The organism is Aquimarina aquimarini, from assembly GCF_900299535.1.
GTDB classification, from domain to species: Bacteria; Bacteroidota; Bacteroidia; order Flavobacteriales; family Flavobacteriaceae; genus Aquimarina; species Aquimarina aquimarini.
The window spans coordinates 100,587-127,472 of the sequence record NZ_OMKE01000012.1 but is presented as its reverse complement, the minus strand read 5'-3'; the positions used below and the strand labels follow the sequence as shown (position 1 = coordinate 127,472).

Here is a 26,886-nt window from a genome sequence, read left to right as displayed (position 1 = left end):
CACGGCTTCAAATGAAAAAAGCGATTAAATAAAATCAATGTTTATTTAATCGCCTTTTTCTAGTCATTGCTGAAAAAGTTAAGCTTTTTCAGTGCCCTCCATTTCTGTGACGTTTTTTTGTAGAAAGAGATCTTTCATCCAAAATCAGTATAATTGACCGATTTATCAAATTTCTTCTTTTACTATATTATATTCAATTCATATATTTTAAAAAGAAAAATCAAGTCCTGCTTGCAGGATTGTACCTGTAAAACCAAACTGATTTACCTCCCAAGGATATCTAAACCTTCCTCCAAGATCTGTTCCAAAATCACCAAAGGTTTCAATCTCATCAGGATAAACATTTAATAAATTATTAGCTGTTGCTTTTGCTGTGATCCATTCTGCAAACTTATATGAAACAGACAAATCAGTAAGAACCTTACCTGCAAAAGTTTGATCAAAACCTGGATTATTAGGATGTTGCCATGTTACTTCACCAAAATAAGTATTGTTTAGGTTAAAGTTGAACTTACTAATTTCATAACTAAACCCTAAAACTCCTTTCAGATTTGGTCTTGCAGTTGTAATTCTAGATTTCTCTTCTCTATTAAAAATATTTGTATATCCTGCATCTAATATTTTCTGAGGAACTGTTATTGTTCCATCAATATCAGTTTCATTCCAATTCATTGCAGCATTGACACTTAAGCTACCTTTCCCTAATTGAATCCCTCTATAATTAGCTACCAAATCTACACCTTGAGTTTTGGTATCTACAGCATTTACAAAAAATGTAATATTCTGTATAGAATTATCTATTAACACCTGTTCTACCGCATTCACAGTCGTATTATCACCATCAAATCCTAATGGATTTGTTAACAATACTCTATCATCAACTTTGATATTATAATAATCTACCGCTACAGAGAAATTTGGCGTAAATTTATACGTAATCCCACCTGCAATATTAAAAGATTCTTCTGCGTCTAATTGTGGTACACCTAAACCATTAACTCTATCAAGAATAACAGGATCAACATTGTTAAAAGTACCTTGTTGCCCGATACTACCATCTTCTAATTGTAATGTTTGTATATTACTTAAATAAATTTGATGTAACGACGGTGCTCTAAAAGCAGTATTTACAGAAGCTCTTATTGCTCCTTTATCATCTCCCAGCAAGTAACGAGCAGCTACTTTCCAAGATACATTACCTCCAAAATCACTATATTCTTCATAACGCCCTGCTCCACTAATCAAAAATGCTTCACTCACATCCCAATCTAACCCTGCATAGGCTCCTATATTTGATCTAGTTTCATTTAAAGCATTTTCTGGTGTTAACCCAGGAAATGATTGTGCACCTCCTTCAAAATAAGAAGCAGATTCTCCTGCTAGAGTAACAAATCGTTCTTGTCGTATTTCTGATCCTAATGTCAAACTAACATCACCAAAAGTTTTCGAAATGTCTAAATTCCCAATATGATTACTAAATTTATATCCACCTACTTTGAAACTAGTAGGGCTATTTGCACCTAAATCAGGGTTTAAAGAATTATTCACTTCATAATCTACTGCATTTCTCCCAAAAGTATAACTTAAATCAAACTTCCATTCATTAAACATTTCCCAACTGTTTCCCGCTGTAAAAGTGTTATCACGTATATCCGTCTCAAAAGTTGGTTGAAATCCTTGATATTCTGTACCTGACGCATGTAATAAATTAAAAGGATCAGAAACCCAATATGGCGCTCTGTATAATGCAAAACTTTTTCCTTCTCTTTTTTGAAGACTTCCAAACAAATAAAACTTAGCAGAATCATCTGCATATGGGAATCCTGCATTAAAAGCTACTCCCAATCGATCATACTCTGGTTGACCAAGAGTCATCCCCAAATCTGGATTTTCTTGAATCCAAGGATGAGAACCATCCAATAAACTATTAGCCAAAGCTAATTGTTGATCAAATTCTAGTTGTGTCTGTTTTCCGTCGATCACATCTTGCGGATCTGGCTGAAAAACATTACCAAAAAGTAGATCTTTTCCTGGCTCTGGTGCTCTATTGGTATAATCCTGGTGATAAAAATCTGCTGTTAAATTAATATACCCACCAAAATCTGGATTAATTGTTGTGTTTACACTTCCATTATAAGTAAATCCATCTCCATCTGTAGTTACTCCAGAACCAATATTTATTGTTGTTTTATCAGGGTTCTCCTTAAGAATAATATTAATTACCCCTGCAATTGCATCAGACCCGTATTGCGCAGATGCACCATCTCGTAACACCTCTACTCTTTCTATAGCAGCAGCAGGTATACTCTTCATATCTACTCCAACTTCTCCTCGTCCTGGGGTTTCATTAACATACACTAAGGCACTTTGGTTTTTACGTTTACCATTTACCAAAACCAATGTTCTACTAGGCCCTAAATTTCTAAGTTCTGAAGGGTCGAAATGGGCAGTTGCATCAGATACTGTTTGTTGAGTAGAGTTATACGAAGGAACTCTAAAAGCAATCATTTTATCTAATTCTGGCTGTGCGCTTATTGCCAATTCTTTTGATGTAATATTATCTATTGCTACTGGTGATTCTAGTACTGTTCTTGGTTTTGCACGGTTACCTACTAATACAATTTCATCAAGAAGTGCTCCTTCTTCTATATACACTGTAAGCTCTGCATTTGTAGTAACCTCTAATTCTTTGGTATTAAAACCTACTACAGAAAAAACAAGGGTAGAAGGAATTGATTTTATTTGAATCGAAAAATTACCATCAAAATCAGAAGTTGCTCCATTGGATGTTCCTTTTTCTAAAATATTAACAAGTGGAATGGGTTCACTAGTTGATTTATTAACCACTTTTCCCGTAATGGTTTCCTGAGCAAATATTGCTGTCGGAATAAAAATTAGTAATAGCAAAATCTTCATTTTGCAAAAAAGAGTTCGTTTTTTCATAATAACTTGTTTAAATGTTTTGTTAAATCTATTAAAAGAAATTGAATTAATACTGTTAAACCTAACAATTGTTCGTAATAAAAATAGCAAACAACTAAGAATACACCTATAAAAACAACAAAAACATCATAAAAACATCACAAAAAACAATGCCTTATAATCAGGAATTGTTTTCTATAAAAACTATCATACATCTACTATGAAGTAATGCTTAAAACTTCTTACTTTTGCACCCTTAACACGTAACTATATGTACAGAAGTCATTCGTGTGGTGAACTACGCTCCACAGATATCAAAAAAGAAGTTACCCTATCTGGATGGGTACAAAAAACGAGAGATAAAGGATTTATGATATGGGTAGATCTTAGAGATCGCTATGGCATTACTCAATTAATTTTTGATGAAGAACGTACTCCGGCAACTGTAGTAGAAAAAGCAAAAACTCTGGGTAGAGAATTTGTTATTCAGGTAAAGGGAACGGTAATAGAACGTGAATCTAAAAACAAAAATATACCAACAGGAGAGATCGAAATCCTAGTCGATGAGCTAACAATACTTAATGAAGCTATTGTACCACCTTTTACTATAGAAGACACTACAGATGGTGGTGAAGATATTAGGATGAAATATAGGTATCTTGATATTAGACGTACTCCCGTAAAAAATAACTTGATGTTTCGTCATCAGGTAGGAATGTTGGTAAGAAATTACTTATCTGCAAAAGAGTTTATTGAGGTTGAAACTCCATATCTTATTAAATCCACTCCAGAAGGAGCCAGAGACTTCGTTGTCCCTTCTAGAATGAATGAAGGGCAGTTTTATGCATTACCACAATCTCCGCAAACCTTTAAGCAATTACTCATGGTTGGCGGTATGGATAAATATTTCCAGATTGTAAAATGTTTTAGAGATGAAGACTTAAGAGCAGACAGACAACCAGAGTTTACACAGATAGATTGCGAAATGGCGTTTGTGGAACAAGAAGATATCTTAACCATATTTGAAGGACTTACTCGTCACCTTATCTCTGAAATAAAAGGAATTACTATTGAAGATTTCCCTAGAATGACTTATCAAGAGGCTATGCAAACCTATGGTAATGACAAGCCTGATATTCGATTTGGGATGAAATTTGGCGAACTCAATGAGATTGCTCAACATAAAGAATTTGGTGTTTTTAATAGCGCCGAATTGGTTGTAGGTATTGCCGTTTCTGGTGGTGCTTCTTATACCAGAAAAGAGATCGACAAACTTATTGATTGGGTAAAACGCCCACAGGTTGGCGCTCTAGGTATGGTATATGTAAAATGTAATGAGGATGGCACTTACAAGTCTTCTGTAGACAAATTCTATGACCAAGATGATTTAGCTAAATGGGCTGAAAAAACTGGCGCTAAAGCTGGAGATTTGATATGTATACTTTCTGGACAAACACATAAAGTACGAGCACAATTAAGTGCTTTACGTATGGAACTTGCAGAACGATTAGGATTAAGAAACCCTGAGGAGTTTGCACCTCTATGGGTTATAGATTTCCCTTTACTTGAGTGGGATGAAGATACTAAACGCTACCATGCGATGCACCATCCTTTTACCTCTCCTAAACCAGAAGACATTGCTCTTCTAGATACCAACCCAGGAGATGTACGTGCTAATGCTTATGATTTGGTATTAAATGGAAATGAGATAGGCGGAGGCTCTATTCGTATTCATGATAAAGAGACGCAAGCTCTCATGTTTGATCACTTAGGTTTCTCTCCTGAAGAAGCAAAAGAACAATTTGGCTTTTTGATGGATGCTTTTCAATATGGAGCTCCACCACACGGGGGTCTTGCTTTTGGTTTTGATAGACTGGTTTCTATTCTTGGCGGACAAGAAACAATTCGAGATTTTATTGCTTTTCCTAAAAATAACAGTGGTAGAGATGTTATGATAGACGCGCCATCAAATATTGATAAAGAGCAACTCAAAGAACTAAACATTCAACTTGATTTATAAGATAAGATCCCGCTATAAGCGGGATTTTTACTATTTTTAAGTATCTAAGTTCAGCACCTATGTCTCTTCAAAAGAAAAGGACACTTCTGTATAGGATTCTCAAGTGGAGGTATCGCCATATCTCTAACAAGACATTTATTCTTATGCTCAGTATTCTTGTTGGGTTCACCGCTGGACTTGTTTCTTTATTATTAAAAAATATCACTCATTTTATTCAAGTCATTCTAGAGAGTGATATCATCTCATGGCAAACTTCTTTTTATTTTATCATACCAATAATCGGTTTGCTTATTGTCTATATTCTTACCAAACACATATTTAAGAAAGATATAAAATCAGCCATTCCTTTGATTTTATACTCTCTTTCAAAAAAAAATGGAGTTATAAAGCCTATTCATGGATATCTTCCCCTTATTCTAGCACCCATCACCGTTGGATTTGGAGGGTCAGTTGGTCTTTTAGGACCTGCAATTAGCTCTGGGTCTGCATTAAGTTCTAGTTTTAGCACATTATTTCATGTTAACAGAAAAACTAGAGTATTACTAATCGGGTGCGCTTCTGCAGGTGCTATATCTGCGGTATTCAAATCCCCTTTAGCTGGTCTGGTATTTGCAGTCGAGGTATTTAGTCTTGATCTTACTTTAACTTCTTTATTACCTTTGCTTTTTGCCTCTGTATCTTCAATAATCACTTCGTATTTCTTTTTGGGAGATGAAGTATTATTTAGATTTGATGTTTTAGAAAAATTTGACATTTACGATACTCCTTTTTATATCATACTAGGTATAGGCACTGCATTTGCATCTATATATTTTACCAAAATGTATTTTGGCATCTTACATTTCTTTAATCGGTTTTCTAAAAAAATCCATAGATTATTAATTGGTGGTACTGCTATTGGGATTATGTTATACTTCATCCCTCCTCTCTACGGAGAAGGTCTTGGTTTTATAAACAATCTATTACACGGTAATCATCTTACCGCCATTGGAAAAACCCCGTTTGATGCAGTCAGCAGTAATATTTGGGTTGTTATTGCATTATTAACAGGGATTACTATTTTTAAAGCTGTTGCCATGACCGCTACATTTGCTGCAGGAGGATCAGGAGGTATATTTATCCCAACAATGGTAATGGGTAGTGCATTGGGCAACGTAGTCTCTAAGGTTATCAATAACCTTGGACTAGGGTTTGAAGTTTCTGAGGCTAATTTTACATTACTTGGTATGGCAGGGCTAATTGCAGGTGTATTACACGCCCCGCTTACTTCTATATTTCTTATTGCAGAAATCACTTCTAGTTATGAGTTATTTGTTCCTTTAATGATCACCACTTCTATATCATTTATAATCTCTAAAAACAGAATAGAGCACAATATATATACCAGAGAACTGGCTGAACAAGGGCATTTATTAACTCATGACAAAGACCAGACAGTATTAACCCTCATGAACCTTGAAGAGTGTATAGAAACTAATTTTATCCCCGTAAAATCTTGTTACACACTAAAACAATTATTAAGTGAAGCTGTTTCAAAATCAAACCGAAACCTATTCCCTGTCACTGATGATTCTGACCAACTTATTGGCATCGTATCTCTAGATAGTATTAGAGATATTATGTTTGACATCACTTTATATCATAAACTAAAGGTGGATAGCTTAATGACAAAAGCTCCTGTTACTATTATATATGAAAAGGATAATGCAAAAACGGTAATGAAAAAATTTCAAGATACTGGTGCATGGAACCTTCCTGTTCTCAAAAATGGAAAATACCATGGTTTTATTTCAAAATCAAAACTACTCACTTCGTATCGCAGAAAGTTAATTACCTTTACACGATAAAACATTGTCTTCATAAAAAATGAGATAATCATCTATCGATCACTCGATACTACAAACACCAAATATTGTTTTAAAATGAAATATATTATCAGAGTCCTTTTTATTCTAGTAATTGTCCTGATCTGTGTTGGGTATTATTTTAAAAACTCAGGAGATCATCCTACAGGAGATAAATTAGTTGGAATTGGTATCCTAACTACCTCTTTTATTTTGATGCCTATTTTTATCTACCATAGATGGAAAAACAAAAATGTAAAAGACTATATGCTTACCGAGGAGAATCTAAAAAAAATGAAAGATTACGAGAAGAATCAAGAGAAAAAAGAGTTCTAGGTTAAAAAAATATTCACATTTGGATATTGATTTATTAAGAATTAAAAACTACCTTTAGTATTCACATATATATTATTTTAATTACAATGGAAGGAACAGTAAAATTTTTTAATGAATCAAAAGGTTACGGATTTATTACTAACGACGAAACAGGAAGAGACATTTTTGTTCACGCTTCTGCAATTGATGGAGAGGTTCTTAATGAAGGTGACAAAGTGGAATATCAGGAAGAAGAAGGTAGAAAAGGAATTATAGCTGCTAATGTAAGTATAATTGGCTAAAAGCGAGGTACTCCCCTAGTTTCTAAAGCACTACTATTGTAGTGTTTTTTTATTTTACCCCAATCAAAAAATCCCCCCAAATAATCTGCTTATTTTAATCTTTTTATCTTTACTAAGCTTTATTATAATTTTTACAAAAGCCATTGCTGTAATAAATGCATCCCCAGACGCAGTATGCCTGTCACTTTTTGATATCTTTAGATCATTACATAATTCATCTAGCGTATAATGCACATTCTGCTTATCATAAAGATACACTCTATGTTTTGTTTTTTTAAATAAAACACCTGTATCTACTATTTTATTTTTTAACACCCCCAACCCATGTCTTTGTAATGCTTTATTTATCATTTTTCTATCAAACTCTGCATGATGAGCAACAAGAATCGCATTGCCAATATAATTTATAAAGAACTCTAATGCTTCTCTTTCTGTAATTTTATTAAAATCTGTATTTTTTCTAATCCCGTGAATCTTTACTGTATCTTTATTAAAAACTTCTTGATGCAAATATATCTCTAATTGATCTGAGACTATGATATTACTATTTTTTATGGCAATAGCTCCAATAGATAAAATACGATCTTCTTCATAATCAAATCCTGTGGTTTCTGTATCGAACGCAACAAACCTAATAGCTTCCAGTGATAGCTTTTTCTTTTTTTTACCAAAAAGATCTATATATTCTTTCCAGAAATCGGGATAATTCTTCTTATTATTTTTTGTCCAAAACCACATCTACATCAAATTCTTAAGCTGAAACCTAACTCGTAATACCTCTTGTATATCCCTAATAGGCTTAAAACATCTTTTGAGTTTTAATTTATCATTTTTACTCAACGTATTTAGTTGTATAAACCTACCTGAATCATGATGCAACAGCCCTTGTTTGGTCCTAAACTTTATCAAAACTCTAAATGCTTTGGCACAGCTCTCAAAAAGCTTTCTATTTTGTGGTTCTATTTCGGCAAGTTTTATATAGCGATGTAGCGTACTATTTACTCCTTTTATATTATGATAAAGGGTTAAAATTCTAGCTGCATCAATCAATACCATCATTGCTCTTGTCTTAATATCAAAAGTATCTTTATGCTCCCCATTTTGCTCCACCAAAAACTGCTTAAAAAACCCTAAAGGAGATGGTTTTTTCAACGCACTAACTCCTAATAACTCCAAAAACCTATTACTCTTATTCACACCTTCGAACACGATCTCAGACAATCGATCTGTCATAGTAATATCTCCATACACATGTTGAAAATCAAAAAATATAGATGACAATAAGGTTCCTTCTTCTGTTGGCACGGTCATCCACTCTTTAAACTGCAATTCCCATTTTGATAATGACAAGCACCACCTAGGATTACTAGCCATCATTTCTGCGGGGCAATATTCAAATCCAACAGTATGCAACCCTTTTGTAATATAATTTGCTAACTCTAGAAAATAATCTTGGACTTCTTTGTACTCCATCTCTTCTACATCTTCAAAAACAATTGCATTATCTTGATCTGTCAAAAGCAACTGTTCTCTTCTTCCTTGACTTCCCAATACCATAAAACAAAATCGAACAGGAGGAGGAGATTCCATTTGTTTTAAAGACAGTTCTATTACCCTAACAACAATAGCATCATTAATTTCAGAAATCATATTTACTATATGAATCGTCGGGATATTTTGTTCCAAATACGATTTCAATAATTTTTCTACTTGTTTTCTAATATACCTAAGCTTCTGTGGTTTTTTGATACGCTTTACCTCTTTTATTAATACCGAAGGGTTATTTCCTAACGAAACCAAAAGATCATGATCAGAAACAATACCTATCAATTTTGAATTTGGCGTACCATCTTTTGTAATACACAGATGACTAATATCATGCTTAATCAATGCTATCTGCGCCTCTGCTACTGTTATTTTTTTTGAATATGTAATTACAGGAGATTCCATTATTTGATGTACTTGAGATGTCACAGGAAATAACCCAGTAATTACCTTCGCCCTTAAATCTCTATCTGTAATGATACCAACTGGATATTTATCTTCATTTACCGCAACAATACAGTTTACTTTTTTATCGGTCATCTTTTGAGCGATATCTCGTATAGATTTCTCTGCCACACAGGTAACAGGTTTTTTACGATACGAGACACTACGCAGAGCAGAAAGATCTGTGGCTGCTTCTACAGAGATCGTGTTATCTATCTGTTGACCCTTTGCTGTTTCTGTGTAATCATTTCTGGCATGCGCCGCAAACGTACCCAACAAAAATTTATTCACCTCCTTATTCTCATCAATAAAAGGCTCAAAAACCTCAGCAGAAATCGCATAAACAATAGATTCTTCATCTGCTTTGGCTGTCATCCTATAATTTTTTCTGATAATCATGATACGTAAACCAAATAGATCTCCTACATCACATATATCTATCAGCTTCTCATCTACATCGGCATCCCTATACAACCCAATTGCTCCTTCTCTTACAATATAGAATTCCTCATGACATGCTTCGTCCTGCTGAAAAACATATCCTCCCTTTTCTACATACAGAATTCTAATCTGATTAGAAATCTGTAATAGTTCTTCTTTTTTGATACTATCAAAAGGGGGGAATTGTTTTAAGAAATCCTGTACACGCTCTGCAATTGTATTCTTCATATCACAAGAGATTTTCTACTCTAATTAAGGTTACGCTTTTCAGCAAAAAAACGAGTAAGCAATGCTCCACACTCTTCTTCAAGTACCCCTCCTATCATTTTTGTTTTTGGATGCAGTTTTGTGCCCATTGCAATACAACCTCTTTGTTCATCTACCGCTCCATAAACCACTTTTTTGATTTGGCTCCAATACAATGCTCCTGCACACATCTGGCATGGCTCTAGAGTTACATATAATGTGCAATCTTTTAGATATTTACCTCCTAAAAAATTTGCAGCTGCTGTGATAGCCTGCATTTCTGCATGTGCAGTAACATCGTTTAACAGCTCTGTAAGATTATGAGCTCTTGCTATAATTCTATCCTCTATCACAATCACTGCACCCACAGGCACTTCATTTTTTTCGAATGCCAATTCAGCTTCCTGCAAGGCTTTTTTCATAAAATAAGAATCATCCAATGGCTCTAACATATTTCTTAATTAAGAAGGTTATACACAAACTTAAACAAATTGACAAGAAACTTGATTCGTAATAAAAACTAAAAATTTGTTTTTATCTATAAATTTCAAAAACAACCATTCCTAAGCCTAGTAATGACGACTTAAACACAATGATTCTACCAGAAAAAGAGGAACACTATAATTCTTACACAAAACAGTCTCTGATTTTACAAAATGAATAAAACACCTGTATTTATTGCATTTCCAAACCTTCAAAACAAGTTATATTACATAAAGCGGGTTTAATGTCGTAGTTTTGTATATGAGAATTACATTTTGAATGTCAAGCGAATTATTACAACATATTAATTACCCCTCTGATCTCAGAAAGCTTTCTCCCGATCAACTACCAAAACTAGCTCAGGAGTTACGGGATTTTGTAATCAACATTGTAGCTACCAAAGAAGGACATTTGGGTGCTAGTTTGGGGGTCATAGAACTCACAATAGCACTTCATTATGTATTCAACACTCCCAATGATCTTCTTGTATGGGATGTAGGGCATCAAGCCTATCCTCATAAAATACTTACTGGAAGAAAAGACATTTTTCATACCAATCGTCAATTAAATGGTATCAGTGGTTTTCCTAAACGTAGTGAAAGTGACTATGACACTTTTGGAGTAGGACATTCTTCTACTTCTATTTCAGCAATTTTAGGTATGGCAATTGCTTCTAGATTAAAGGGTAAAAAAACAACACAACATATTGCTGTAATTGGTGATGCCTCTATAGCAAGCGGAATGGCTTTTGAAGGACTTAATCATGCAGGAGTAACCGACACAAATATCCTTGTTGTTCTTAATGACAATGCAATAGGTATCGACCCTAGTGTTGGCGCACTAAAAGAATATCTTACCAAGGCAAAAGTTGGATTCAAACCCAAAGCATATAATATCATTGAAGCATTACAGTTTAACTATTTTGGCCCTATCGATGGTCATGATCTGCCTATGTTACTCAAAACTTTTGAGGAACTAAAATCTATTGATGGTCCCAAACTTTTGCATGTCATTACTACCAAAGGAAAAGGGCTTAAGCAAGCCGAAGAAAATCAGGTTACTTATCATGCTCCTGGTAAATTTGACGCTTCTACAGGGGATTTAATTTCTAAAGATAATACAGGGCTACCCCCAAAGTTTCAGGATGTTTTTGGGCATACCATCCTAGAACTAGCCAGAAAAAACCCTAAAATTGTAGGTATTACTCCAGCAATGCCTACAGGGAGTTCTCTAAAATATATGATGGAGGAAATGCCAGACAGGGCTTTTGATGTAGGTATTGCCGAGCAGCATGCGGTTACATTGGCTGCTGGAATGGCTAGCCAAGGACTAATTCCTTTCTGCACTATTTATTCTACTTTTTTACAACGTGCTTATGATCAAGTAATTCATGATGTTGCTCTACAAAATCTAGCCGTCATTTTTTGTATTGATCGCGCTGGTTTAGTAGGAGAAGATGGTGCTACACATCATGGCGTTTTTGACATTGCCTACCTCAATTGTATTCCCAATATGATTATTGCTGCCCCAAAAGATGAAATCGAATTAAGACATCTATTACATACTGTTTCTCTAGGGGTAAACAATCCTATAGCTATCAGATACCCTAGAGGACGAGGACATATCACCAACTGGAAAATCCCAATGCAAAAACTAGAAATAGGCAAAGCATATCAAATCTCTAATGGCCTAAAGATTGCTATCATTTCTACAGGAACTATTGCACATAATGTTACTCAAGCTATTGCAGCTATAGAAGAAAAGATAAGTCATTATCATTTTTGTTTTATAAAACCTATAGATACTACATTAGTAAAACAAATACTCAATAAATACACCACTATTATCACTGTTGAGGACGGTATTATAAAAGGTGGTTTTGGGAGCTCGATCGTGGATTATGCCAATCAATCTGATAGTAACTCCAATATTATCACTTTAGGTGTCCCTGATCAATTTATTCATCACGGTACTGTCAATGAGTTACATGATATTTGTGGTATTTCTGCCAAAAAAATAGAAAAAACGATCCAATCACTTCTATAATCCCGCATACCTTCTTACCATAATCAACTGATAAACAAAACGTTTTTTATTGTTAAATTTAAATAATCAGAACAAATTTATTGTTACACCATTTGTTTTTTCAATCTCTTATTTATTAATTCGCAGAAAATTAATCCTTAATTACCCCTTTGTTATGATTAAAAAAATATGCTTGTTTATAGCAAGCGCCTTATTATTACTTACCTCTTGTTCTAGTGATGACAATCAAACACCAGAAGAAGGTAATACAATCACAAATGGCTTTTTATTTAATAATGAAAAACACGCTACTTCTTTTGTCACTAAAACCCTTTTTGACAATCATTACCAATTAACATTTACTAGTGATGATTTCTTAATAGATGGATATAATGGTTCTGTAAATTTTGTCGGAATTTTGTTTCAGTCTGCTAATGGAGAAATAATTCCTGGCACATATACATTTCTATCTGATACAGATCAAAATTATGATGCTTCTAAAAACTTTTTTGATGCAGAATCAGGGATAGATTTAAAAATAACTAATGGAGAAGCCGATCTTTCTTCTGGATATTTTGAAAACATAACTTCTGGAACTATCACCATTGAAAAAGAAAATAACACTTATACCATCACTTACTCTCTTGTTTTTACAGAAGGAACTTTTGAAGGCAACTATTCTGGAGCTATAAGAAATTCTGAAGAAATCATAACTCCTTCTGAAGCTTCTATAGTAGGAAAATGGCAATTAGTTTCTCAATTTGAAGAGGGAAGTACTAATATTACTGAATGTGAACTAATGGACACTATAGAGTTTAAAGAAAATGGAGATGTAGAATATATATATCATTATCTTTCTACCGTAGTTAACCAAAGTGGAGAAGTAGTAAGTTCTACATGTAGTGATATAGAAAATGTCTTAGAAAAATGGGTTATAGAAAACAATGAAATCACTTTTACAGATGATATGGGAACCTATACCGTTACAGTACTTGAGCTTAATGAAACTACTCTTACCCTAGAATTTGAAGACACTGGAATTACTGACACATATACCTACAAAAGACTAGAGAGCGATCAAGACTTAATTACAGGAAAATGGAATGTTGTACATATTAATGACCTCCCATATAATGATTGCGAACTATTAAGTACATTAGACATAAAGTCTAATGGTATATACGAAGATCAAACATACGGGGGAACTGTAGGATCATGTTCTCCTGATGCATTGGATTCTGGAAGCTGGTCTCTAAATGGGAAAACATTCAACCAAGTTCTAAATGGCACAACATTTACCAATACGATTCTTGAGCTTAGCGAAACTACTCTAAGGCTTAAATTTGAACACGACAATGGAGATGGCACTTCATTAACTGAAATATGGATGTACACAAAATAACGTTTTTTGTTTTGTAAATCACACAAAAGCTACCTAAAGTCAGGTAGCTTTTTTTTGATATTTTTTTTAAAAAAAATAATGTATACACAGTTTAAACAGTTAAATAATTCAATCAATTTTGATCCGTACTATTCCCCATGCTAAAACAGCTACTATTGCTCCAACAACAGGTCCTATTATATAAATCCACAATAAACTTATACTACCTGATAAAATTGCTGGCGCTATACTTCTCGCTGGATTAAAAGAACCACCTGATATAGGTCCTGCAAGTAATATTATTCCTGTAACAGTTACTCCAATTACAATTCCTGCTAAAGATGATTGTTCTCTTTGAGAAGTAACTCCTAAAATAATGAGCATTAAAAAAAACGTTAACACTAACTCCAATACAAAACTAGACGCAACACCACCTACTGGCAAGGTTTCTCCCAAAGTTATACTTTCAGGAAATATCAGCAGTAACAATCCGCTTGCCAAAAAAGCCCCTAATAACTGTGCTACAATATACCCTACAGCTTGTTTTTTTGGCATTAACCTTCCTACAAGCAAAGCTATTGTTACAGCTGGGTTAATATGCGCTCCCGATATCTTACCAAACACATAAATCATCCCCATGACTATAACTCCAAAAGTAATTGAAACCCCTAATAACCCAAGCATTCCTTGACTTTGCTCATTTACAATTACAGCACCTGTTCCACAAAACACCAATCCAAACACTCCAATACATTCAGCTATATATTTTTTCATTTATAAATAATTTTTGAGATTAAAAAAAGGGTAACCAAAAAGCTACCCTTACTAATAAATTACAAATGAGTACTTAAACTCATATTATACTGCATTCGCACCCGCTTCGGCTACAGCATGATCATTCTCTACAGTACTTCCACTCACTCCAATTGCTCCAATAACATTTCCTTGGTCATCTTTTATTGGAACACCTCCAGGAAAAGTAATCAACCCTCCATTAGAATGTTCTATATTATAAAGTGAACCTCCTGGTTGAGACAACTCCCCTATTATTCCTGTATTCATATCAAAAAAACGTGCTGTTTTTGCTTTCTTGATAGCAATATCTAAAGAACCTAACCAAGCACCATCCATACGGGCAAAAGCTACTAAGTTTGCTCCTGCATCAACGATTGCGATATTCATTTTGGTATCTAATTCTACAGACTTAATTTTTGCTGCTTCTATAATTTTTTCTGCTTGTTCTAATATAATATTCATACTATATATTTAATTGTTATTTATAATTATGGTACAAATATAGGATGGTTTCTAAATGAAATACTTACCCAAAAAGCTCAATAGGTTATGAAAAAAGCTCATTTTACAAGTACGCAAAATTTCACATACAACAGAAAAGGCTATACCTCAGAAGGGCTAATTCCAAATTTAGCTTTAAATGCACTACTAAAGTTAGAGAGATTATGATATCCTACATCTAAATAAATGTCTGAGGATTTTAAATTACTATTTTCTAACAATTCTTTGGCTTTTGATAATCGTTTATCTCTAAACCATTTTCCTGGACTTGTGCTGTACTCCTTCGTAAAATGACGTTTAAATGTAGAAAGACTCATATTACACAGAAAGGCAATTTCTTCTAATGTAAGCTGAGAATATGTATGTTTTTCTACTATCTTTCTAAATGATGATATTTCTTGTGTTGTCAAAGACAATAGATATGCTTCAAAAGCACTACCATATTTGTGAATTAAATACAACATCAACTCCTCAAACTTTACAGACAATAGATTATTCATAAACTCAGGAGGCGCATCCATTATAGTAGAGAGGGAATTTAAATACGAATTTAGGTAGGTATCATTTTCTATTACAAAACAAGAAGGCCTTTCTTCTTGTCTCTCTTTATTCTCTATGTGATTACTTACAAATTCTTTTAATCGATATTCTGAAAAGAAAAGCAGTCTACAATAATAAACATCTTCTGTATCCAATAATTCTGTCCATAGACAATTTCCTTTTTTTATAAGTAAGGATTGTTTGTTATCCACCAGAATAGAAGTGTTTGCAAAATGCACTTGCTTCTTTCCTTTTTGCAAAAAACTAAACATATGCATATTTAAATTGACCTTGGTCTTAATAACATCTTCAGTCATTTTAAAATCATACACAAAGAGATCTGGTTTAAGTAGATGATCACCTATATACAACTCTGGTATAGTATCTATTGACATATAACTGTGTACTTACAAAAATTCTGAATCTAAACTAGTAAATCTTTTATACTTCTTACTACAAAACAACAAGAATCTAATTCATAAAAATTTCTAAAATTGTTAGGTAACATTTCACCTTGTTATGACATACATCATCTAACAAGAATACATTAAAAAACAATTACAGATTATATTATGAAAAAACTAAACCTATTTATCCTACTTATCGCAACAATTTTTATTTCTTGCTCAAAAGATGATGATCAAACACCTGAAACAATAGAAATTACAGAAAAAAATCTTATCGGAAAATGGCAACTAACCAAAATCGAAGAGGACGGGAAACAAATAACCTTAAATCCATGTGACAAAAAAGATATTTCACAATTCTCAATTAAAGAAGATGGAAGTAAGCTAGCTATATTTATTGGAAATTCTGAAATCAACGGAGAATGCACTCCTCATCAAAGTACAGATTACACTTGGGAGTTATCAAACAACAAATTCTCGACTTTTATCTTAACAGGTGATAGAAGAAATGCTGAAGATTTATATACAATAATAGAGCTAACAAAAACAGTATTAAAAACTGAGTCTAGAGAAACATATAAAGATGATCAAGGCAATGAGAAAACATCAGTTTACATTGAAACCTTCACCTATATTGGAAAACCTGATATTGAACCCAGTACTGTTGTAAACCCAAAAGAATCTAACCTTATAGGAAAATGGCAATTAACCAAATCTATTACCGATGGAAAAGAAAATTCACTTAACGAATGCGAACTTAAATATTCAAGAGTATATTTAAGTAATGGTGTTGTTAACTGGTCTGATCCTTATCTCACACAACCTGATCAACCTAAAGGTTGTATCGAATCTACAGGAAGTCTTTTTTGGGAATTGGTAGACAACAACATTTACTTTAAAGAAACTTCTACTGATGCAAATGAAGATCCCGAAAAAATATTGGAACTTACAGAAACTGTATTAAAAACTTCATACACTCATGAATCGACGCCAAATACATTCCATGAAACCATAGAAACTTATAAAAAGATATAAATCATTCTCTTTAAACTGGTATAAAAAAGTACTTGAAGTCGTTTTCAAGTACTTTTTTACACTCGTAATCCACGAATTTTCTGATATTTCAGCAATGCATTACCATCAGTCAAACTAGCTACATAATTACTAATCCCTATAAGCCTAGTATAAATATCTTCATTTTTATAATCAAAATTGTTTCCTTCTGCTCTTAAAATAAGTTTGTCATAATTTGAACTTTGCCCTTGATTAAAATTATCGGTCGCTACACAATATCGATCTAACAGTGTTGCAAGAATTTCATACCCTGCTATCTCTTTTTCTGTCACCTCTTGGCTTTGATATATCTTATCAACACTTATCTTGATAATATCATTGATCTGAGCCTCGTATTTGCTCTTATCTATCAAGGCAATATCAAATTCTCCTGCTAATATTTCTTCTTCGTTAGCTAAAAATACGGCTGCTGCTTCTTGTATCAGGGTGTTAATTGCTAACGACCTAAGGTAACTCAACCTATCTGCAGTGGTTACCAAATTATTGTATTTTGAAGTATTGATTGTATCTTTTACTAATTTGATTAGATATTCTAAAGCATACTCTTCTTCTATGAGCCCTAGATTAATTCCATCTTCGAAGTCTATAATGGTATAACAGATATCATCTGCAGCTTCTACCAAAAATGTCAAAGGATGACGGCTGTAGGTAATTTCTCCTTCTATTTCTTGTTTTAACAATCCAACATCTTGTGCTACTTCATTAAAAAAAGAGGTTTCATTCTGAAAGTATCCAAATTTCTTATGAGCTATATGTGATGTTGGTTTTTTGGGTAATGATTCTTTGGGATATTTCATAAAAGCTCCTAAAGTAGCATACGATAGCCGAAGCCCTCCTTGTATTCCTTCACGAGATTCTGTAAGGATTTTAAACCCATTAGCATTCCCTTCAAAATCAATCAAGTCCTGATATTGTTTTGGCGCAAGAACTTCTTTGTACCTACGTCCGCTTCCTGTTTTGAAATACTCTCCTATTGCTTTTTCTCCCGAATGCCCAAAAGGAGGATTACCAATATCATGAGACAATGCGGCGGCGGCGACTATAGCACCAAAATCATTAAACTGATACCCGTGAACAGCATTTAAATGGGGATGTTTCTCTAGTATTTTTTTACCTACTACCCTTCCCAGAGATCGCCCTACCACGGATACTTCTAAACTATGAGTTAAACGTGTATGCACAAAGCTGGTCTTTGATAGTGGTATTACTTGCGTTTTATCTTGCAAACTTCTAAAAGCCGAAGAGAAAATAATTCGATCATAATCTACCTCAAAACCTAACCTCGTTTCGTCTTGTTCTTTACGTAATCTTTTATTCTTATCTCCTTGTCTTTTTAACGACAGAAGTTGTTCCCAATTCATCATAGTTTTACTAAAAAATACTGCTGTTTTTTATACAAATTTCTTGACAAGCGCTAGTATACGTAAACAAAAACTATCATCAGTAATTCAATACGTACATTGCCCTAATAAGTTTTGTCAAAAATAACAAAAAAGGGGAGCATCTTTTTAGAAAACTCCCCTTTTACTCTATATTAATAGGATCATTTATGACCCACACATCAAACAATCATCTCCTTCTGCTTCTTTTGATTGTGCTATAATTGCACGAAGCTCTTCTGGAGTAAGCGCTTCTTCTTCTGTAGAAGGAACAACTTCTTGTTTTGGTTCTACTTTTGCTGCTTGCGCCTCCATCACCTGTGCTGCAGCTACTGCAACTTTTTCTGGTTGCGGAGATTCATTTTGCTCTTTCTTCAATGTAAACTTAATTGCATCTACTGCAGATTTTGTTCTCAGGTAATACATTCCTGTTTTTAATCCGCTTTTCCATGCATAGAAGTGCATTGATGTTAATTTTGCCATTGTTGCCCCTTCCATAAACAGGTTAAGCGACTGCGACTGATCAATAAAGTATCCTCTATGGCGAGACATATCAATAATGTCTTTCATACTCATTTCCCACACGGTTCTATACAGTTCTTTTAAATCTTGTGGTATGATATCTATATTTTGTATAGATCCATTTGCACGCATGATCGCATTCTTAAGCTCTTCATTCCACAATCCTAATTTCACAAGATCTTCTAGTAAGTGCTTATTTACTACAATAAACTCTCCAGATAATACTCTTCTTGTATAAATATTACTTGTGTATGGCTCAAATGCTTCATTATTTCCTAATATCTGAGAAGTAGATGCTGTAGGCATAGGTGCTACTAATAACGAGTTACGCACTCCATTTTTAAGTACTTGTTTACGCAACTTATCCCAATCCCAACGACCGCTTAACTCTTCATCTTTTATACCCCATAAGTTATACTGAAACTCTCCTTTAGATATTGGAGACCCTTGATAGCTTTGGTATGGACCATCTTTTTCAGCCTCTTCCATAGATGCTGTTACTGCGGCAAAGTATAAGGTTTCAAATATTTCCTGATTTAATTTTTTGGCTTCATCACTGGTAAACGGTAAACGCAATTGAATAAACGCATCTGCTAATCCCTGCACTCCTAGCCCTATTGGTCTGTGACGTACATTTGAATTTTCTGCTTCTTTTACAGGATAATAATTACGATCAATTACCCTATTTAGGTTCTTGGTAACTTGTTTAGTAATTTTATAAAGTTCCTTATGATCAAACTCTCCATCCTTTACAAACATTGGCAATGCAATAGAAGCAAGGTTACATACTGCAATCTCATCAGGACTCGTATATTCTAATATTTCTGTACACAGATTAGACGATCTGATTGTCCCTAGGTTTTGTTGATTAGATTTACGGTTTGCCGCATCTTTATACAACATATATGGGGTTCCTGTTTCTATTTGAGATTCAAGAATTTTTTCCCAAAGTTCTCTTGCTTTGATTGTTCTTCTTCCTTTTCCTTCTGCTTCAAAACGAAGATAGGCTTCCTCAAATTCTTCACTATGTATATCAAATAATCCTGGGCACTCATTTGGGCACATCAATGTCCACTCAGCATTATCTTGCACACGCTTCATGAATAAATCTGGAATCCACATTGCATAGAACAAATCACGTGCTCGCATTTCTTCTTTACCATGGTTCTTTTTTAGATCCAAAAAGTCAAAAATATCTGCATGCCATGGCTCTATATAAACAGCAAATGATCCTTTTCGTTTTCCTCCTCCTTGATCTACATAACGCGCGGTATCGTTATACACTCTAAGCATTGGCACAATCCCATTAGAAGTCCCATTAGTTCCTGCTATATAGGATCCTGTAGCTCGTATATTATGAACAGACAACCCTATTCCTCCTGCAGATTGTGATATTTTGGCAGTTTGTTTTAACGTATCATATATCCCATCAATACTATCATCTTGCATTGTCAATAAGAAACAAGATGACATTTGCGGTTTTGGAGTTCCTGAATTGAATAATGTTGGTGTAGCGTGTGTAAAGTACTTTTTAGACATTAATTCATAAGTCTCTATAGCAGCATCCAAATCATTAAGGTGGATTCCTATAGATACTCTCATTAACATATGCTGTGGGCGTTCTGCTATCTTACCATTAATTTTCAATAAGTAAGAGCGTTCTAATGTTTTAAAGCCAAAATAATCATATCCAAAATCACGATTATAAATGATTGTTGAGTCTAATTTTTCTTTATTTGCCACAATCACCTCATAAACATCATCTGCTATAAGGGGTGCTTTTTTACCTGTTCTTGGATTCACATACTCATAGAGATCTGTGACTACCTCAGAAAAACTTTTCTTGGTATTTTTATGCAAGTTAGAAACAGAGATACGAGCCGCAAGCTTTGCATAATCGGGATGTGTTATCGTCATAGTTGCAGCTATTTCTGCAGCCAGATTATCTAACTCACTTGTGGTTACTCCATCATACAACCCCTCTATCACTCGCATTGCCACTTTTACTGGGTCAACTAGTGAGTTAAGTCCATAACATAATTTTCTTACCCTAGCGGTAATCTTGTCAAACATAATCGGCTCTTTACGACCATCTCTTTTTACTACATACATATGTCTTTTTGGTTTTTAAATTTTCTTCTCCCGAAGAAGTTGATGTTAAATTTGTGTTCTTCTTTTTTTTATTTTTTGGAGCCAACAGTATACTTCTTATTTAGTTAAAATAAGATGTTGTTAAACAACTCTGCATTTTAAAAATGAGAGTAATTCTACAAGTAAATATAACTATGACTCGCCCCTTTTGTAAAGCTATATCAAACTGAGCTAACCTGTATAAAACAGAAGAATTGTTCTTGACTAGCTCAGAATGAATATATTATTGTTTGGCCTGTTTTTTTTATTTATCGTATTCTCAAAAGCATTTAGAGAATTTTACAATAATTAAAAATCAGCATCAAAACTTATTTTATTTTCTTCGGTATCTTTATTAAGCACTCCTGCTTTTTGGTATTCTGAAACTCTCTTTTCAAAGAAGTTTGTTTTTCCTTGCAATGAGATCATATCCATAAAATCAAACGGATTAGCAGTTCCATATTCTTTTTCACATTCTAATTCCATCAATAATCTATCTGTAACAAATTCAAGATATTGTGTCATTAGGTTTGCATTCATTCCTATCAAACTTACTGGCAGTGATTCTGTAATAAATTCTCTCTCAATATTCAACGCATCTACAATAATCTCACGAATTCTATCTTTTGATACTTTGTTTACCAAATGCTTATTATGGATATGAACAGCAAAATCACAATGTACTCCTTCATCTCTAGATATTAACTCATTAGAAAATGTAAGCCCAGGCATCAATCCACGTTTCTTTAACCAGAATATAGAACAAAATGCCCCTGAGAAAAAGATTCCTTCTACTGCAGCAAAAGCTATTAGGCGCTCAGCAAAAGAATCAGATTCAATCCATTTCAATGCCCAGTCTGCCTTTTTCTTGATTGCAGGAAAATTATCTATCGCATTAAACAATAGACCTTTTTCTTTTTCATCTTTTACATACGTATCTATCAATAACGAATACGTCTCTGAGTGAATGTTTTCCATCATAATTTGAAAACCATAGAAAAACTTGGCTTCACTATATTGTACTTCATTCACAAAATTCTCTGCTAGGTTTTCATTTACGATTCCATCAGACGCTGCAAAAAATGCTAAAATATGTTTTATAAAATACCTCTCATCATCATTAAGCTTAGTAGCCCAATCTGTAATGTCTTGGTGTAAATCAATTTCTTCTGCTGTCCAAAAACTAGCTTCAGATTTTTTATACCACTCCCAAATATCATGATGTTGGATTGGAAAAATTACAAATCGTTCTTTATTTTCTTGCAAAATTGGCTCTACGACACTCATCTTATTTTTTTTGCTGTTTTCTTGAGAATTTTTATTTCTAATAGGGTATTACAAAGATCAAGAAATCACTCAAAACTTCTACCAAAAGTTAATAAACGTTTTCAACAAAGTTTTCAACACGGAGTTATTTTGAAACAAAAATGATTTTTTACAAAAAAGAACTCAAACTACTCATTATCAAAAAGTTATATGTTTTTAAAAAAACACAAATAATATGAAGAACTTATCCCGAAACCACTTATTTTTCACTTGTTAACCGCGTTTTTTTGTTAAAAAAACAAAGTGATGAAAATTCGGGTTTTTACGGTTAAACCGTAGCTAAAAAACCTTGTTTTTTTAACAGAAAAAGGGTGTGAAAAATTTAATGTTTTGAGTTTTGAAGGATATAATACGAGTTATTTTTGCAATTTTCCTGCTACATTTTCTAATTCCATATACCAATCTTCTCCAAATTTTCTAACCAGCGCTTCTTTTACAAATTTATAGATTGGTACTTGCAATTCTTTTCCCAATGCACAGGCATCATCACAAATTTCCCATTTATGGTAGTTTACGGCAGCAAACTCAGTATATTCTTGAACCCTTATTGGATATAAGTGACAAGAAACAGGTTTTTTCCAATCGACATCTCCTTGGTTATATGCTTCTTCTATAGCACAAATAGCAGTTCCTTTTTCATCAAAAATTACATATGCACAATCTGCATCATCAATAAGAGGGGTTTCTAACTCCCCGTCGCTTGTCTCTATATATGTTCCATACTTCTCAATAACATCTATTCCTTCTTTTCTTAAATAAGGTTTAATTATCGGATATATTTCTTTAAGTTTTTGCGTTTCTGATTCTTCTAGAGGCGCTCCTGCTTCTCCATCTATACAGCATGCTCCTTTGCACGCAGAGAGGTTACATAAAAAATCTTTCTCTATGATATCTTCTGATACTATGGTTTTTCCTAATTGAAACATGGGGCTAAGATACTTTTTATACAACATCTTTTTTACAATTTATTCACCTTTTTATAATATCTTTATCTGATAAAGTCTATTTATATTTGTGCAAATTTTTGAAATTATTTTATTATGAACTTTGACATTAAGGAGATATTGACCGCTAGTATGGTACTATTTGCAGTAATAGATATCGTAGGCAGTATTCCTATTATTTTAGATCTTCGTAAAAAAGTAGGACACGTACAAAGTGAAAAAGCTTCGATTGTTGCGGGTATTCTGATGATTCTTTTCTTATTTGTTGGGAAAGAAATTTTAAATCTTATCGGGATCGATGTCAATTCTTTTGCTGTAGCTGGTGCTTTTATTATTTTCTTTCTGGCAATCGAAATGATATTGGGTATTCAACTATATAAAGATGATGCTCCAGAAACTGCTGCAGTAGTCCCTCTTGCATTTCCTCTTATTGCTGGTGCTGGTACAATGACATCTATTCTTTCTTTACGAGCAGAGTACCACACTGTTAATATAATAATTGCCATAATTATCAATATTATCTTTGTATACATTGTTTTAAAATCTTCTGGTAAAATAGAAAAAGTTCTAGGTAAGCAAGGAATTAATGTGATACGAAAGATTTTTGGAGTAATTTTGCTTGCTATTGCTGTCAAATTATTTACAGCTAATATAAAAGAGCTTTTAACAACTATTTAAATCAATGAAATATTTTATCTACACATTAATTACCATTGCAATAGGTTTATTAATTTACAACAGTACACATCTAGATTTTGACAATCTATGGAGTGATGATAACAAAACTGCTCTTATTGGGATTTTTTCTTCTGCTTGTGCAGTTTTGCTAATGTCTATTCTACTTGTTTCTAAAAATATTCAAGAAAAAAGTAAACGCCGTAAATAGAATTTTAATTAAAAAACGAAAAAACAAGCGATAATTACTGGTGGAATCGAAATCACCATCAGGATCATAAACAAATTATGTAACTTCCTAAATATAAGAGCGGTTCTTAAGGATTTCCTGAGCTCTATATCTTTAGAGTTATCTATATGCTCCCGTATTATATCTCCCGAAACATATGAGGTATCAACAAGGATATCATGTTTTAAAAAAATAGAAGCACTATTATCCAACAGCCTAAAAGCAACTGCTATGATAAAGAAAAAAAGCGGGGAACAAATAGCTATTGCCAATAAGTATTCTTCAAATTCTGACATATTAAAAGTCTAATTTATTCTTCTTTAGAAAGTGACACCACTTTATTAATCATTATATCATCTCTGTTTATAATTCGCTCAAATATTCCTGTCCCAAATAACTGTTGTGCCATAGTAGCTTTTAGGTATTTTTTTAATTGATCTTTATAGTTTTCTAGTTCGATTTCTACGCCTCTTTCACGCAAGTAGTTTAAAAATCCTTCTGCAAAAGTATCATCTACAATTACTTTTTCATCAAATTCTTCTTCTGACAGGTCATTATAAAACACTCTATTTTTATCTAACTCTTCAAACACATATCCTCCCATGCGACCTGATCGCAACATATAATTCAATGTTTCACCAACTCGTGTAGTGTCCTTACTTACAAAAATATCAGGAATAATCCCCCCTCCTCCATAAAGAATTTTACCTCCTGGAGTCTTAAATTTCAATGAATCTGCCACCTGAATACTATCTGCATTTTGTAGCTCTCCATTTTTATATCTTTCTAAATATTCATTGAAATATTCTTTGTTACCATTGCCATATGGTTTTTGAATCGAACGTCCTGTTGGAGTATAGTATCTTGAAATTGTTAATCGAACTGCACTCCCATCTCCTAATGCCATTTCTCTTTGCACAAGGCCTTTTCCATAAGAGCGTCGACCTACAATAATTCCTCTATCATTATCTTGAATTGCTCCTGCAAAAATCTCACTGGCAGATGCCGAATTCTCATTAATTAGGACATAAACTTTTCCTTTTTCAAAACTCCCTTTATCGGTTGCATAATTATTCTCTATTGCTCCTTTTTTGTTTTTGGTAAACATTATCAACACATCATCTTTAAGAAATTCATCTGCCATTTTTAAAGCTGGCGCAATGAATCCTCCTCCGTTATCTCTGAGGTCTATTACTACACTTTGAACACCTTTATCCAGCAATTTATCTATTGCTGTCTTAAATTCTTTATAAGTAGTTTCTGCAAAACGATTAATTTTGATATATCCTAATTTATCATCCAACACATAGGCAGCATCCACACTTTGTAAAGGCACACGCCCTCTTTTTACCATTACATCAAATACTCCTGTTCCTTTTCTATATACCCTAAGTTGAACTTGACTATTTAATTCTCCTTTTAACTTATTTGCCAGACCATCTCTCACTAAACGTTCTCCATACAGTGTATCTTTATTCGCCATCAGGATTCTATCGCCTGCTTTGATTCCTGATTTTTCACTAGGCCCTCCTTTTATGGTATTTATTACAGATATTGTATCTCGATATGGATAATAACTTACTCCAATACCAATAAAATCTCCTTGCATACTTTCTGTAATCCCCTCAAGTTCCTCTGATGGTATATATATAGAATGAGGATCTAGATTTTCTAAGATTCTATTTACTGTAACCTCAACTATACTATCGGTATTGATTTCGTCTACATATTCATAATCAATATAATCAATAAGCCTATTCAGCTTTTCTTTTTTTGGGTTATACGAGAATAGCTTTGCAGAAGGATTACTAAAGTTCAATTTACTCCCTAAAAACACTCCAGCTCCTAAAGCCAGCCCTAAAAAAAAAGGCAAATATTTTTTTGAATATCCCATTATTCTTCTAAATCCGTAATCTGTTCTATTTCTACTCCTGCTTTTGCAAGAAATTGTAATCCAGAGTCATCTTTATACCCTACTTGATATACTATACGCTTTATTCCTGCCTGATGAATCAACTTACTACATTCTTTACATGGGGATAATGTGATATATAGTGTTGCTCCTTTACACGATTGTGTAGATGAAGCGACTTTAGAAATCGCATTTGCCTCTGCATGCAACACATACCATTTTGTATACCCTTCTTCATCTTCACAAGGGTTCTCAAATCCTGTAGGCGTACCATTGAAACCATCAGAAATAATCATTCTATCTTTCACAATAACCGCACCAACTTTTTTCCTCTCACAATGAGATAATTTCCCCCATTCATTTGCTATCCTGAGGTAAGCTTTATCGTACTTAAGCTGTTTTTTTTTTGACATAAAATAAAATGACTAGCGTATTGACAATAATCAAAGTACGAATATATTATTACGATGTGGCAAATACAACC

General features: G+C 33.5%; 23 protein-coding genes. 9 read left to right on the top strand and 14 right to left on the bottom strand.

Annotated elements, in window-relative coordinates:
• Window positions 1-207: 207 nt before the first annotated feature.
• Window positions 208-2,943, bottom strand: coding sequence for a TonB-dependent receptor (locus tag DG508_RS21370; RefSeq protein WP_304512058.1), 2,736 nt, complete (start codon window positions 2,941-2,943; stop codon window positions 208-210).
• A 250-nt stretch (window positions 2,944-3,193) separates the two neighbouring features.
• Between DG508_RS21370 and aspS the strand changes: the two genes are divergently transcribed.
• From aspS to DG508_RS07565, 4 genes are all read left to right on the top strand, one after another.
• Window positions 3,194-4,942 (top strand): aspartate--tRNA ligase, encoded by a 1,749-nt coding sequence (gene aspS / locus DG508_RS07580; protein ID WP_108867567.1) that lies wholly within the window; start codon window positions 3,194-3,196, stop codon window positions 4,940-4,942.
• Window positions 4,943-5,001: 59 nt separating this feature from the next.
• Complete coding sequence (locus tag DG508_RS07575; RefSeq protein WP_108867566.1) at window positions 5,002-6,789, top strand: chloride channel protein; 1,788 nt, start codon at window positions 5,002-5,004, stop codon at window positions 6,787-6,789.
• 75 nt (window positions 6,790-6,864) lie between these two features.
• Window positions 6,865-7,122: a hypothetical protein gene (locus tag DG508_RS07570; protein WP_108867565.1), complete on the top strand. Its 258-nt coding sequence runs from the start codon at window positions 6,865-6,867 to the stop codon at window positions 7,120-7,122.
• Window positions 7,123-7,208: 86 nt separating this feature from the next.
• Window positions 7,209-7,403, top strand: coding sequence for a cold-shock protein (locus DG508_RS07565; RefSeq protein ID WP_108867564.1), 195 nt, complete (start codon window positions 7,209-7,211; stop codon window positions 7,401-7,403).
• 63 nt (window positions 7,404-7,466) lie between these two features.
• Here DG508_RS07565 and DG508_RS07560 read toward each other — a convergent pair whose 3' ends face one another.
• The 3 genes from DG508_RS07560 to DG508_RS07550 are packed head-to-tail and all read right to left on the bottom strand — an operon-like array spanning window position 7,467 to window position 10,531.
• Window positions 7,467-8,141 carry a 3'-5' exonuclease gene (locus DG508_RS07560; protein ID WP_108867563.1) on the bottom strand — a complete coding sequence of 225 codons (675 nt, stop codon included), beginning with the start codon at window positions 8,139-8,141 and terminating at the stop codon, window positions 7,467-7,469.
• Window positions 8,142-10,061 carry a DUF294 nucleotidyltransferase-like domain-containing protein gene (locus DG508_RS07555; RefSeq protein WP_108867562.1) on the bottom strand — a complete coding sequence of 640 codons (1,920 nt, stop codon included), beginning with the start codon at window positions 10,059-10,061 and terminating at the stop codon, window positions 8,142-8,144. It abuts the gene before it with no gap.
• Between the two features lie 20 nt (window positions 10,062-10,081).
• Window positions 10,082-10,531, bottom strand: a complete 450-nt coding sequence (locus DG508_RS07550; protein WP_108867561.1) for a nucleoside deaminase — start codon at window positions 10,529-10,531, stop codon at window positions 10,082-10,084.
• 310 nt (window positions 10,532-10,841) lie between these two features.
• On the opposite strand from DG508_RS07550, the gene DG508_RS07545 reads away from it, so the two are divergent.
• Both DG508_RS07545 and DG508_RS07540 read left to right on the top strand, forming a co-directional pair.
• A complete protein-coding gene (locus DG508_RS07545; protein ID WP_108867560.1) occupies window positions 10,842-12,608 on the top strand; it encodes a 1-deoxy-D-xylulose-5-phosphate synthase in 1,767 nt (588 codons plus the stop codon).
• Between the two features lie 154 nt (window positions 12,609-12,762).
• On the top strand, window positions 12,763-13,989 hold the full coding sequence (locus DG508_RS07540) for a lipocalin-like domain-containing protein (RefSeq protein ID WP_108867559.1): 1,227 nt from the start codon (window positions 12,763-12,765) through the stop codon (window positions 13,987-13,989).
• Window positions 13,990-14,097: 108 nt separating this feature from the next.
• Here the strand turns inward: DG508_RS07540 and DG508_RS07535 are convergent, their stop codons facing one another.
• The 3 genes from DG508_RS07535 to DG508_RS07525 form a co-directional block, all read right to left on the bottom strand.
• The gene (locus DG508_RS07535; RefSeq protein ID WP_108867558.1) at window positions 14,098-14,742 is read right to left on the bottom strand and encodes an MIP/aquaporin family protein; all 645 of its coding nucleotides are present in this window, start codon (window positions 14,740-14,742) and stop codon (window positions 14,098-14,100) included.
• A gap of 84 nt (window positions 14,743-14,826) precedes the next feature.
• A complete protein-coding gene (locus DG508_RS07530) occupies window positions 14,827-15,225 on the bottom strand; it encodes a GlcG/HbpS family heme-binding protein (protein WP_108867557.1) in 399 nt (132 codons plus the stop codon).
• Between the two features lie 140 nt (window positions 15,226-15,365).
• Window positions 15,366-16,199 (bottom strand): helix-turn-helix domain-containing protein, encoded by an 834-nt coding sequence (locus DG508_RS07525; protein WP_108867556.1) that lies wholly within the window; start codon window positions 16,197-16,199, stop codon window positions 15,366-15,368.
• A gap of 177 nt (window positions 16,200-16,376) precedes the next feature.
• Here DG508_RS07525 and DG508_RS07520 point away from each other — a divergent pair, with 177 nt between their 5' ends.
• Window positions 16,377-17,246 carry a lipocalin-like domain-containing protein gene (locus DG508_RS07520; protein WP_108867555.1) on the top strand — a complete coding sequence of 290 codons (870 nt, stop codon included), beginning with the start codon at window positions 16,377-16,379 and terminating at the stop codon, window positions 17,244-17,246.
• Window positions 17,247-17,302: 56 nt separating this feature from the next.
• Here DG508_RS07520 and dgt read toward each other — a convergent pair whose 3' ends face one another.
• The 4 genes from dgt to DG508_RS07500 all read right to left on the bottom strand — a co-directional run bounded on the left by dgt (window position 17,303) and on the right by DG508_RS07500 (window position 23,568).
• Complete coding sequence (gene dgt / locus DG508_RS07515) at window positions 17,303-18,646, bottom strand: dGTP triphosphohydrolase (RefSeq protein ID WP_108867554.1); 1,344 nt, start codon at window positions 18,644-18,646, stop codon at window positions 17,303-17,305.
• 186 nt (window positions 18,647-18,832) lie between these two features.
• A complete protein-coding gene (locus tag DG508_RS07510; RefSeq protein WP_108867553.1) occupies window positions 18,833-21,298 on the bottom strand; it encodes a ribonucleoside-diphosphate reductase subunit alpha in 2,466 nt (821 codons plus the stop codon).
• Between the two features lie 327 nt (window positions 21,299-21,625).
• Entirely contained in the window at window positions 21,626-22,603 is a 978-nt protein-coding gene (locus tag DG508_RS07505; RefSeq protein WP_108867552.1) for a ribonucleotide-diphosphate reductase subunit beta, read from the bottom strand.
• 395 nt (window positions 22,604-22,998) lie between these two features.
• A complete protein-coding gene (locus DG508_RS07500; RefSeq protein ID WP_108867551.1) occupies window positions 22,999-23,568 on the bottom strand; it encodes a DUF3109 family protein in 570 nt (189 codons plus the stop codon).
• Between the two features lie 114 nt (window positions 23,569-23,682).
• On the opposite strand from DG508_RS07500, the gene DG508_RS07495 reads away from it, so the two are divergent.
• Window positions 23,683-24,264 carry a MarC family protein gene (locus DG508_RS07495; protein ID WP_108867550.1) on the top strand — a complete coding sequence of 194 codons (582 nt, stop codon included), beginning with the start codon at window positions 23,683-23,685 and terminating at the stop codon, window positions 24,262-24,264.
• Window positions 24,265-24,268: 4 nt separating this feature from the next.
• The gene (locus DG508_RS07490) at window positions 24,269-24,472 is read left to right on the top strand and encodes a hypothetical protein (protein WP_108867549.1); all 204 of its coding nucleotides are present in this window, start codon (window positions 24,269-24,271) and stop codon (window positions 24,470-24,472) included.
• Window positions 24,473-24,480: 8 nt separating this feature from the next.
• Here DG508_RS07490 and DG508_RS07485 read toward each other — a convergent pair whose 3' ends face one another.
• Genes DG508_RS07485 through DG508_RS07475 form a run of 3 tightly spaced genes read right to left on the bottom strand, consistent with a single transcriptional unit; the run spans window position 24,481 to window position 26,815 of the window.
• A complete protein-coding gene (locus DG508_RS07485; protein WP_108867548.1) occupies window positions 24,481-24,786 on the bottom strand; it encodes a hypothetical protein in 306 nt (101 codons plus the stop codon).
• 14 nt (window positions 24,787-24,800) lie between these two features.
• On the bottom strand, window positions 24,801-26,384 hold the full coding sequence (locus tag DG508_RS07480; protein ID WP_108867547.1) for a S41 family peptidase: 1,584 nt from the start codon (window positions 26,382-26,384) through the stop codon (window positions 24,801-24,803).
• Entirely contained in the window at window positions 26,384-26,815 is a 432-nt protein-coding gene (locus DG508_RS07475) for a deoxycytidylate deaminase (RefSeq protein WP_108867546.1), read from the bottom strand. The genes DG508_RS07480 and DG508_RS07475 overlap by 1 nt, the downstream gene beginning before the upstream one ends.
• Window positions 26,816-26,886 lie beyond the last annotated feature (71 nt).

What these genes read in the sequence shown, in the direction of transcription:
- DG508_RS21370 (WP_304512058.1), bottom strand. Translation starts at nt 2,943, where the DNA reads ATGAAAAAACGAACTCTTTTTTGCAAAATGAAGATTTTGCTATTACTA.
- aspS (WP_108867567.1), top strand. Translation starts at nt 3,194, where the DNA reads ATGTACAGAAGTCATTCGTGTGGTGAACTACGCTCCACAGATATCAAA.
- DG508_RS07575 (WP_108867566.1), top strand. Translation starts at nt 5,002, where the DNA reads ATGTCTCTTCAAAAGAAAAGGACACTTCTGTATAGGATTCTCAAGTGG.
- DG508_RS07570 (WP_108867565.1), top strand. Translation starts at nt 6,865, where the DNA reads ATGAAATATATTATCAGAGTCCTTTTTATTCTAGTAATTGTCCTGATC.
- DG508_RS07565 (WP_108867564.1), top strand. Translation starts at nt 7,209, where the DNA reads ATGGAAGGAACAGTAAAATTTTTTAATGAATCAAAAGGTTACGGATTT.
- DG508_RS07560 (WP_108867563.1), bottom strand. Translation starts at nt 8,141, where the DNA reads ATGTGGTTTTGGACAAAAAATAATAAGAAGAATTATCCCGATTTCTGG.
- DG508_RS07555 (WP_108867562.1), bottom strand. Translation starts at nt 10,061, where the DNA reads ATGAAGAATACAATTGCAGAGCGTGTACAGGATTTCTTAAAACAATTC.
- DG508_RS07550 (WP_108867561.1), bottom strand. Translation starts at nt 10,531, where the DNA reads ATGTTAGAGCCATTGGATGATTCTTATTTTATGAAAAAAGCCTTGCAG.
- DG508_RS07545 (WP_108867560.1), top strand. Translation starts at nt 10,842, where the DNA reads ATGTCAAGCGAATTATTACAACATATTAATTACCCCTCTGATCTCAGA.
- DG508_RS07540 (WP_108867559.1), top strand. Translation starts at nt 12,763, where the DNA reads ATGATTAAAAAAATATGCTTGTTTATAGCAAGCGCCTTATTATTACTT.
- DG508_RS07535 (WP_108867558.1), bottom strand. Translation starts at nt 14,742, where the DNA reads ATGAAAAAATATATAGCTGAATGTATTGGAGTGTTTGGATTGGTGTTT.
- DG508_RS07530 (WP_108867557.1), bottom strand. Translation starts at nt 15,225, where the DNA reads ATGAATATTATATTAGAACAAGCAGAAAAAATTATAGAAGCAGCAAAA.
- DG508_RS07525 (WP_108867556.1), bottom strand. Translation starts at nt 16,199, where the DNA reads ATGTCAATAGATACTATACCAGAGTTGTATATAGGTGATCATCTACTT.
- DG508_RS07520 (WP_108867555.1), top strand. Translation starts at nt 16,377, where the DNA reads ATGAAAAAACTAAACCTATTTATCCTACTTATCGCAACAATTTTTATT.
- dgt (WP_108867554.1), bottom strand. Translation starts at nt 18,646, where the DNA reads ATGAATTGGGAACAACTTCTGTCGTTAAAAAGACAAGGAGATAAGAAT.
- DG508_RS07510 (WP_108867553.1), bottom strand. Translation starts at nt 21,298, where the DNA reads ATGTATGTAGTAAAAAGAGATGGTCGTAAAGAGCCGATTATGTTTGAC.
- DG508_RS07505 (WP_108867552.1), bottom strand. Translation starts at nt 22,603, where the DNA reads ATGAGTGTCGTAGAGCCAATTTTGCAAGAAAATAAAGAACGATTTGTA.
- DG508_RS07500 (WP_108867551.1), bottom strand. Translation starts at nt 23,568, where the DNA reads ATGTTTCAATTAGGAAAAACCATAGTATCAGAAGATATCATAGAGAAA.
- DG508_RS07495 (WP_108867550.1), top strand. Translation starts at nt 23,683, where the DNA reads ATGAACTTTGACATTAAGGAGATATTGACCGCTAGTATGGTACTATTT.
- DG508_RS07490 (WP_108867549.1), top strand. Translation starts at nt 24,269, where the DNA reads ATGAAATATTTTATCTACACATTAATTACCATTGCAATAGGTTTATTA.
- DG508_RS07485 (WP_108867548.1), bottom strand. Translation starts at nt 24,786, where the DNA reads ATGTCAGAATTTGAAGAATACTTATTGGCAATAGCTATTTGTTCCCCG.
- DG508_RS07480 (WP_108867547.1), bottom strand. Translation starts at nt 26,384, where the DNA reads ATGGGATATTCAAAAAAATATTTGCCTTTTTTTTTAGGGCTGGCTTTA.
- DG508_RS07475 (WP_108867546.1), bottom strand. Translation starts at nt 26,815, where the DNA reads ATGTCAAAAAAAAAACAGCTTAAGTACGATAAAGCTTACCTCAGGATA.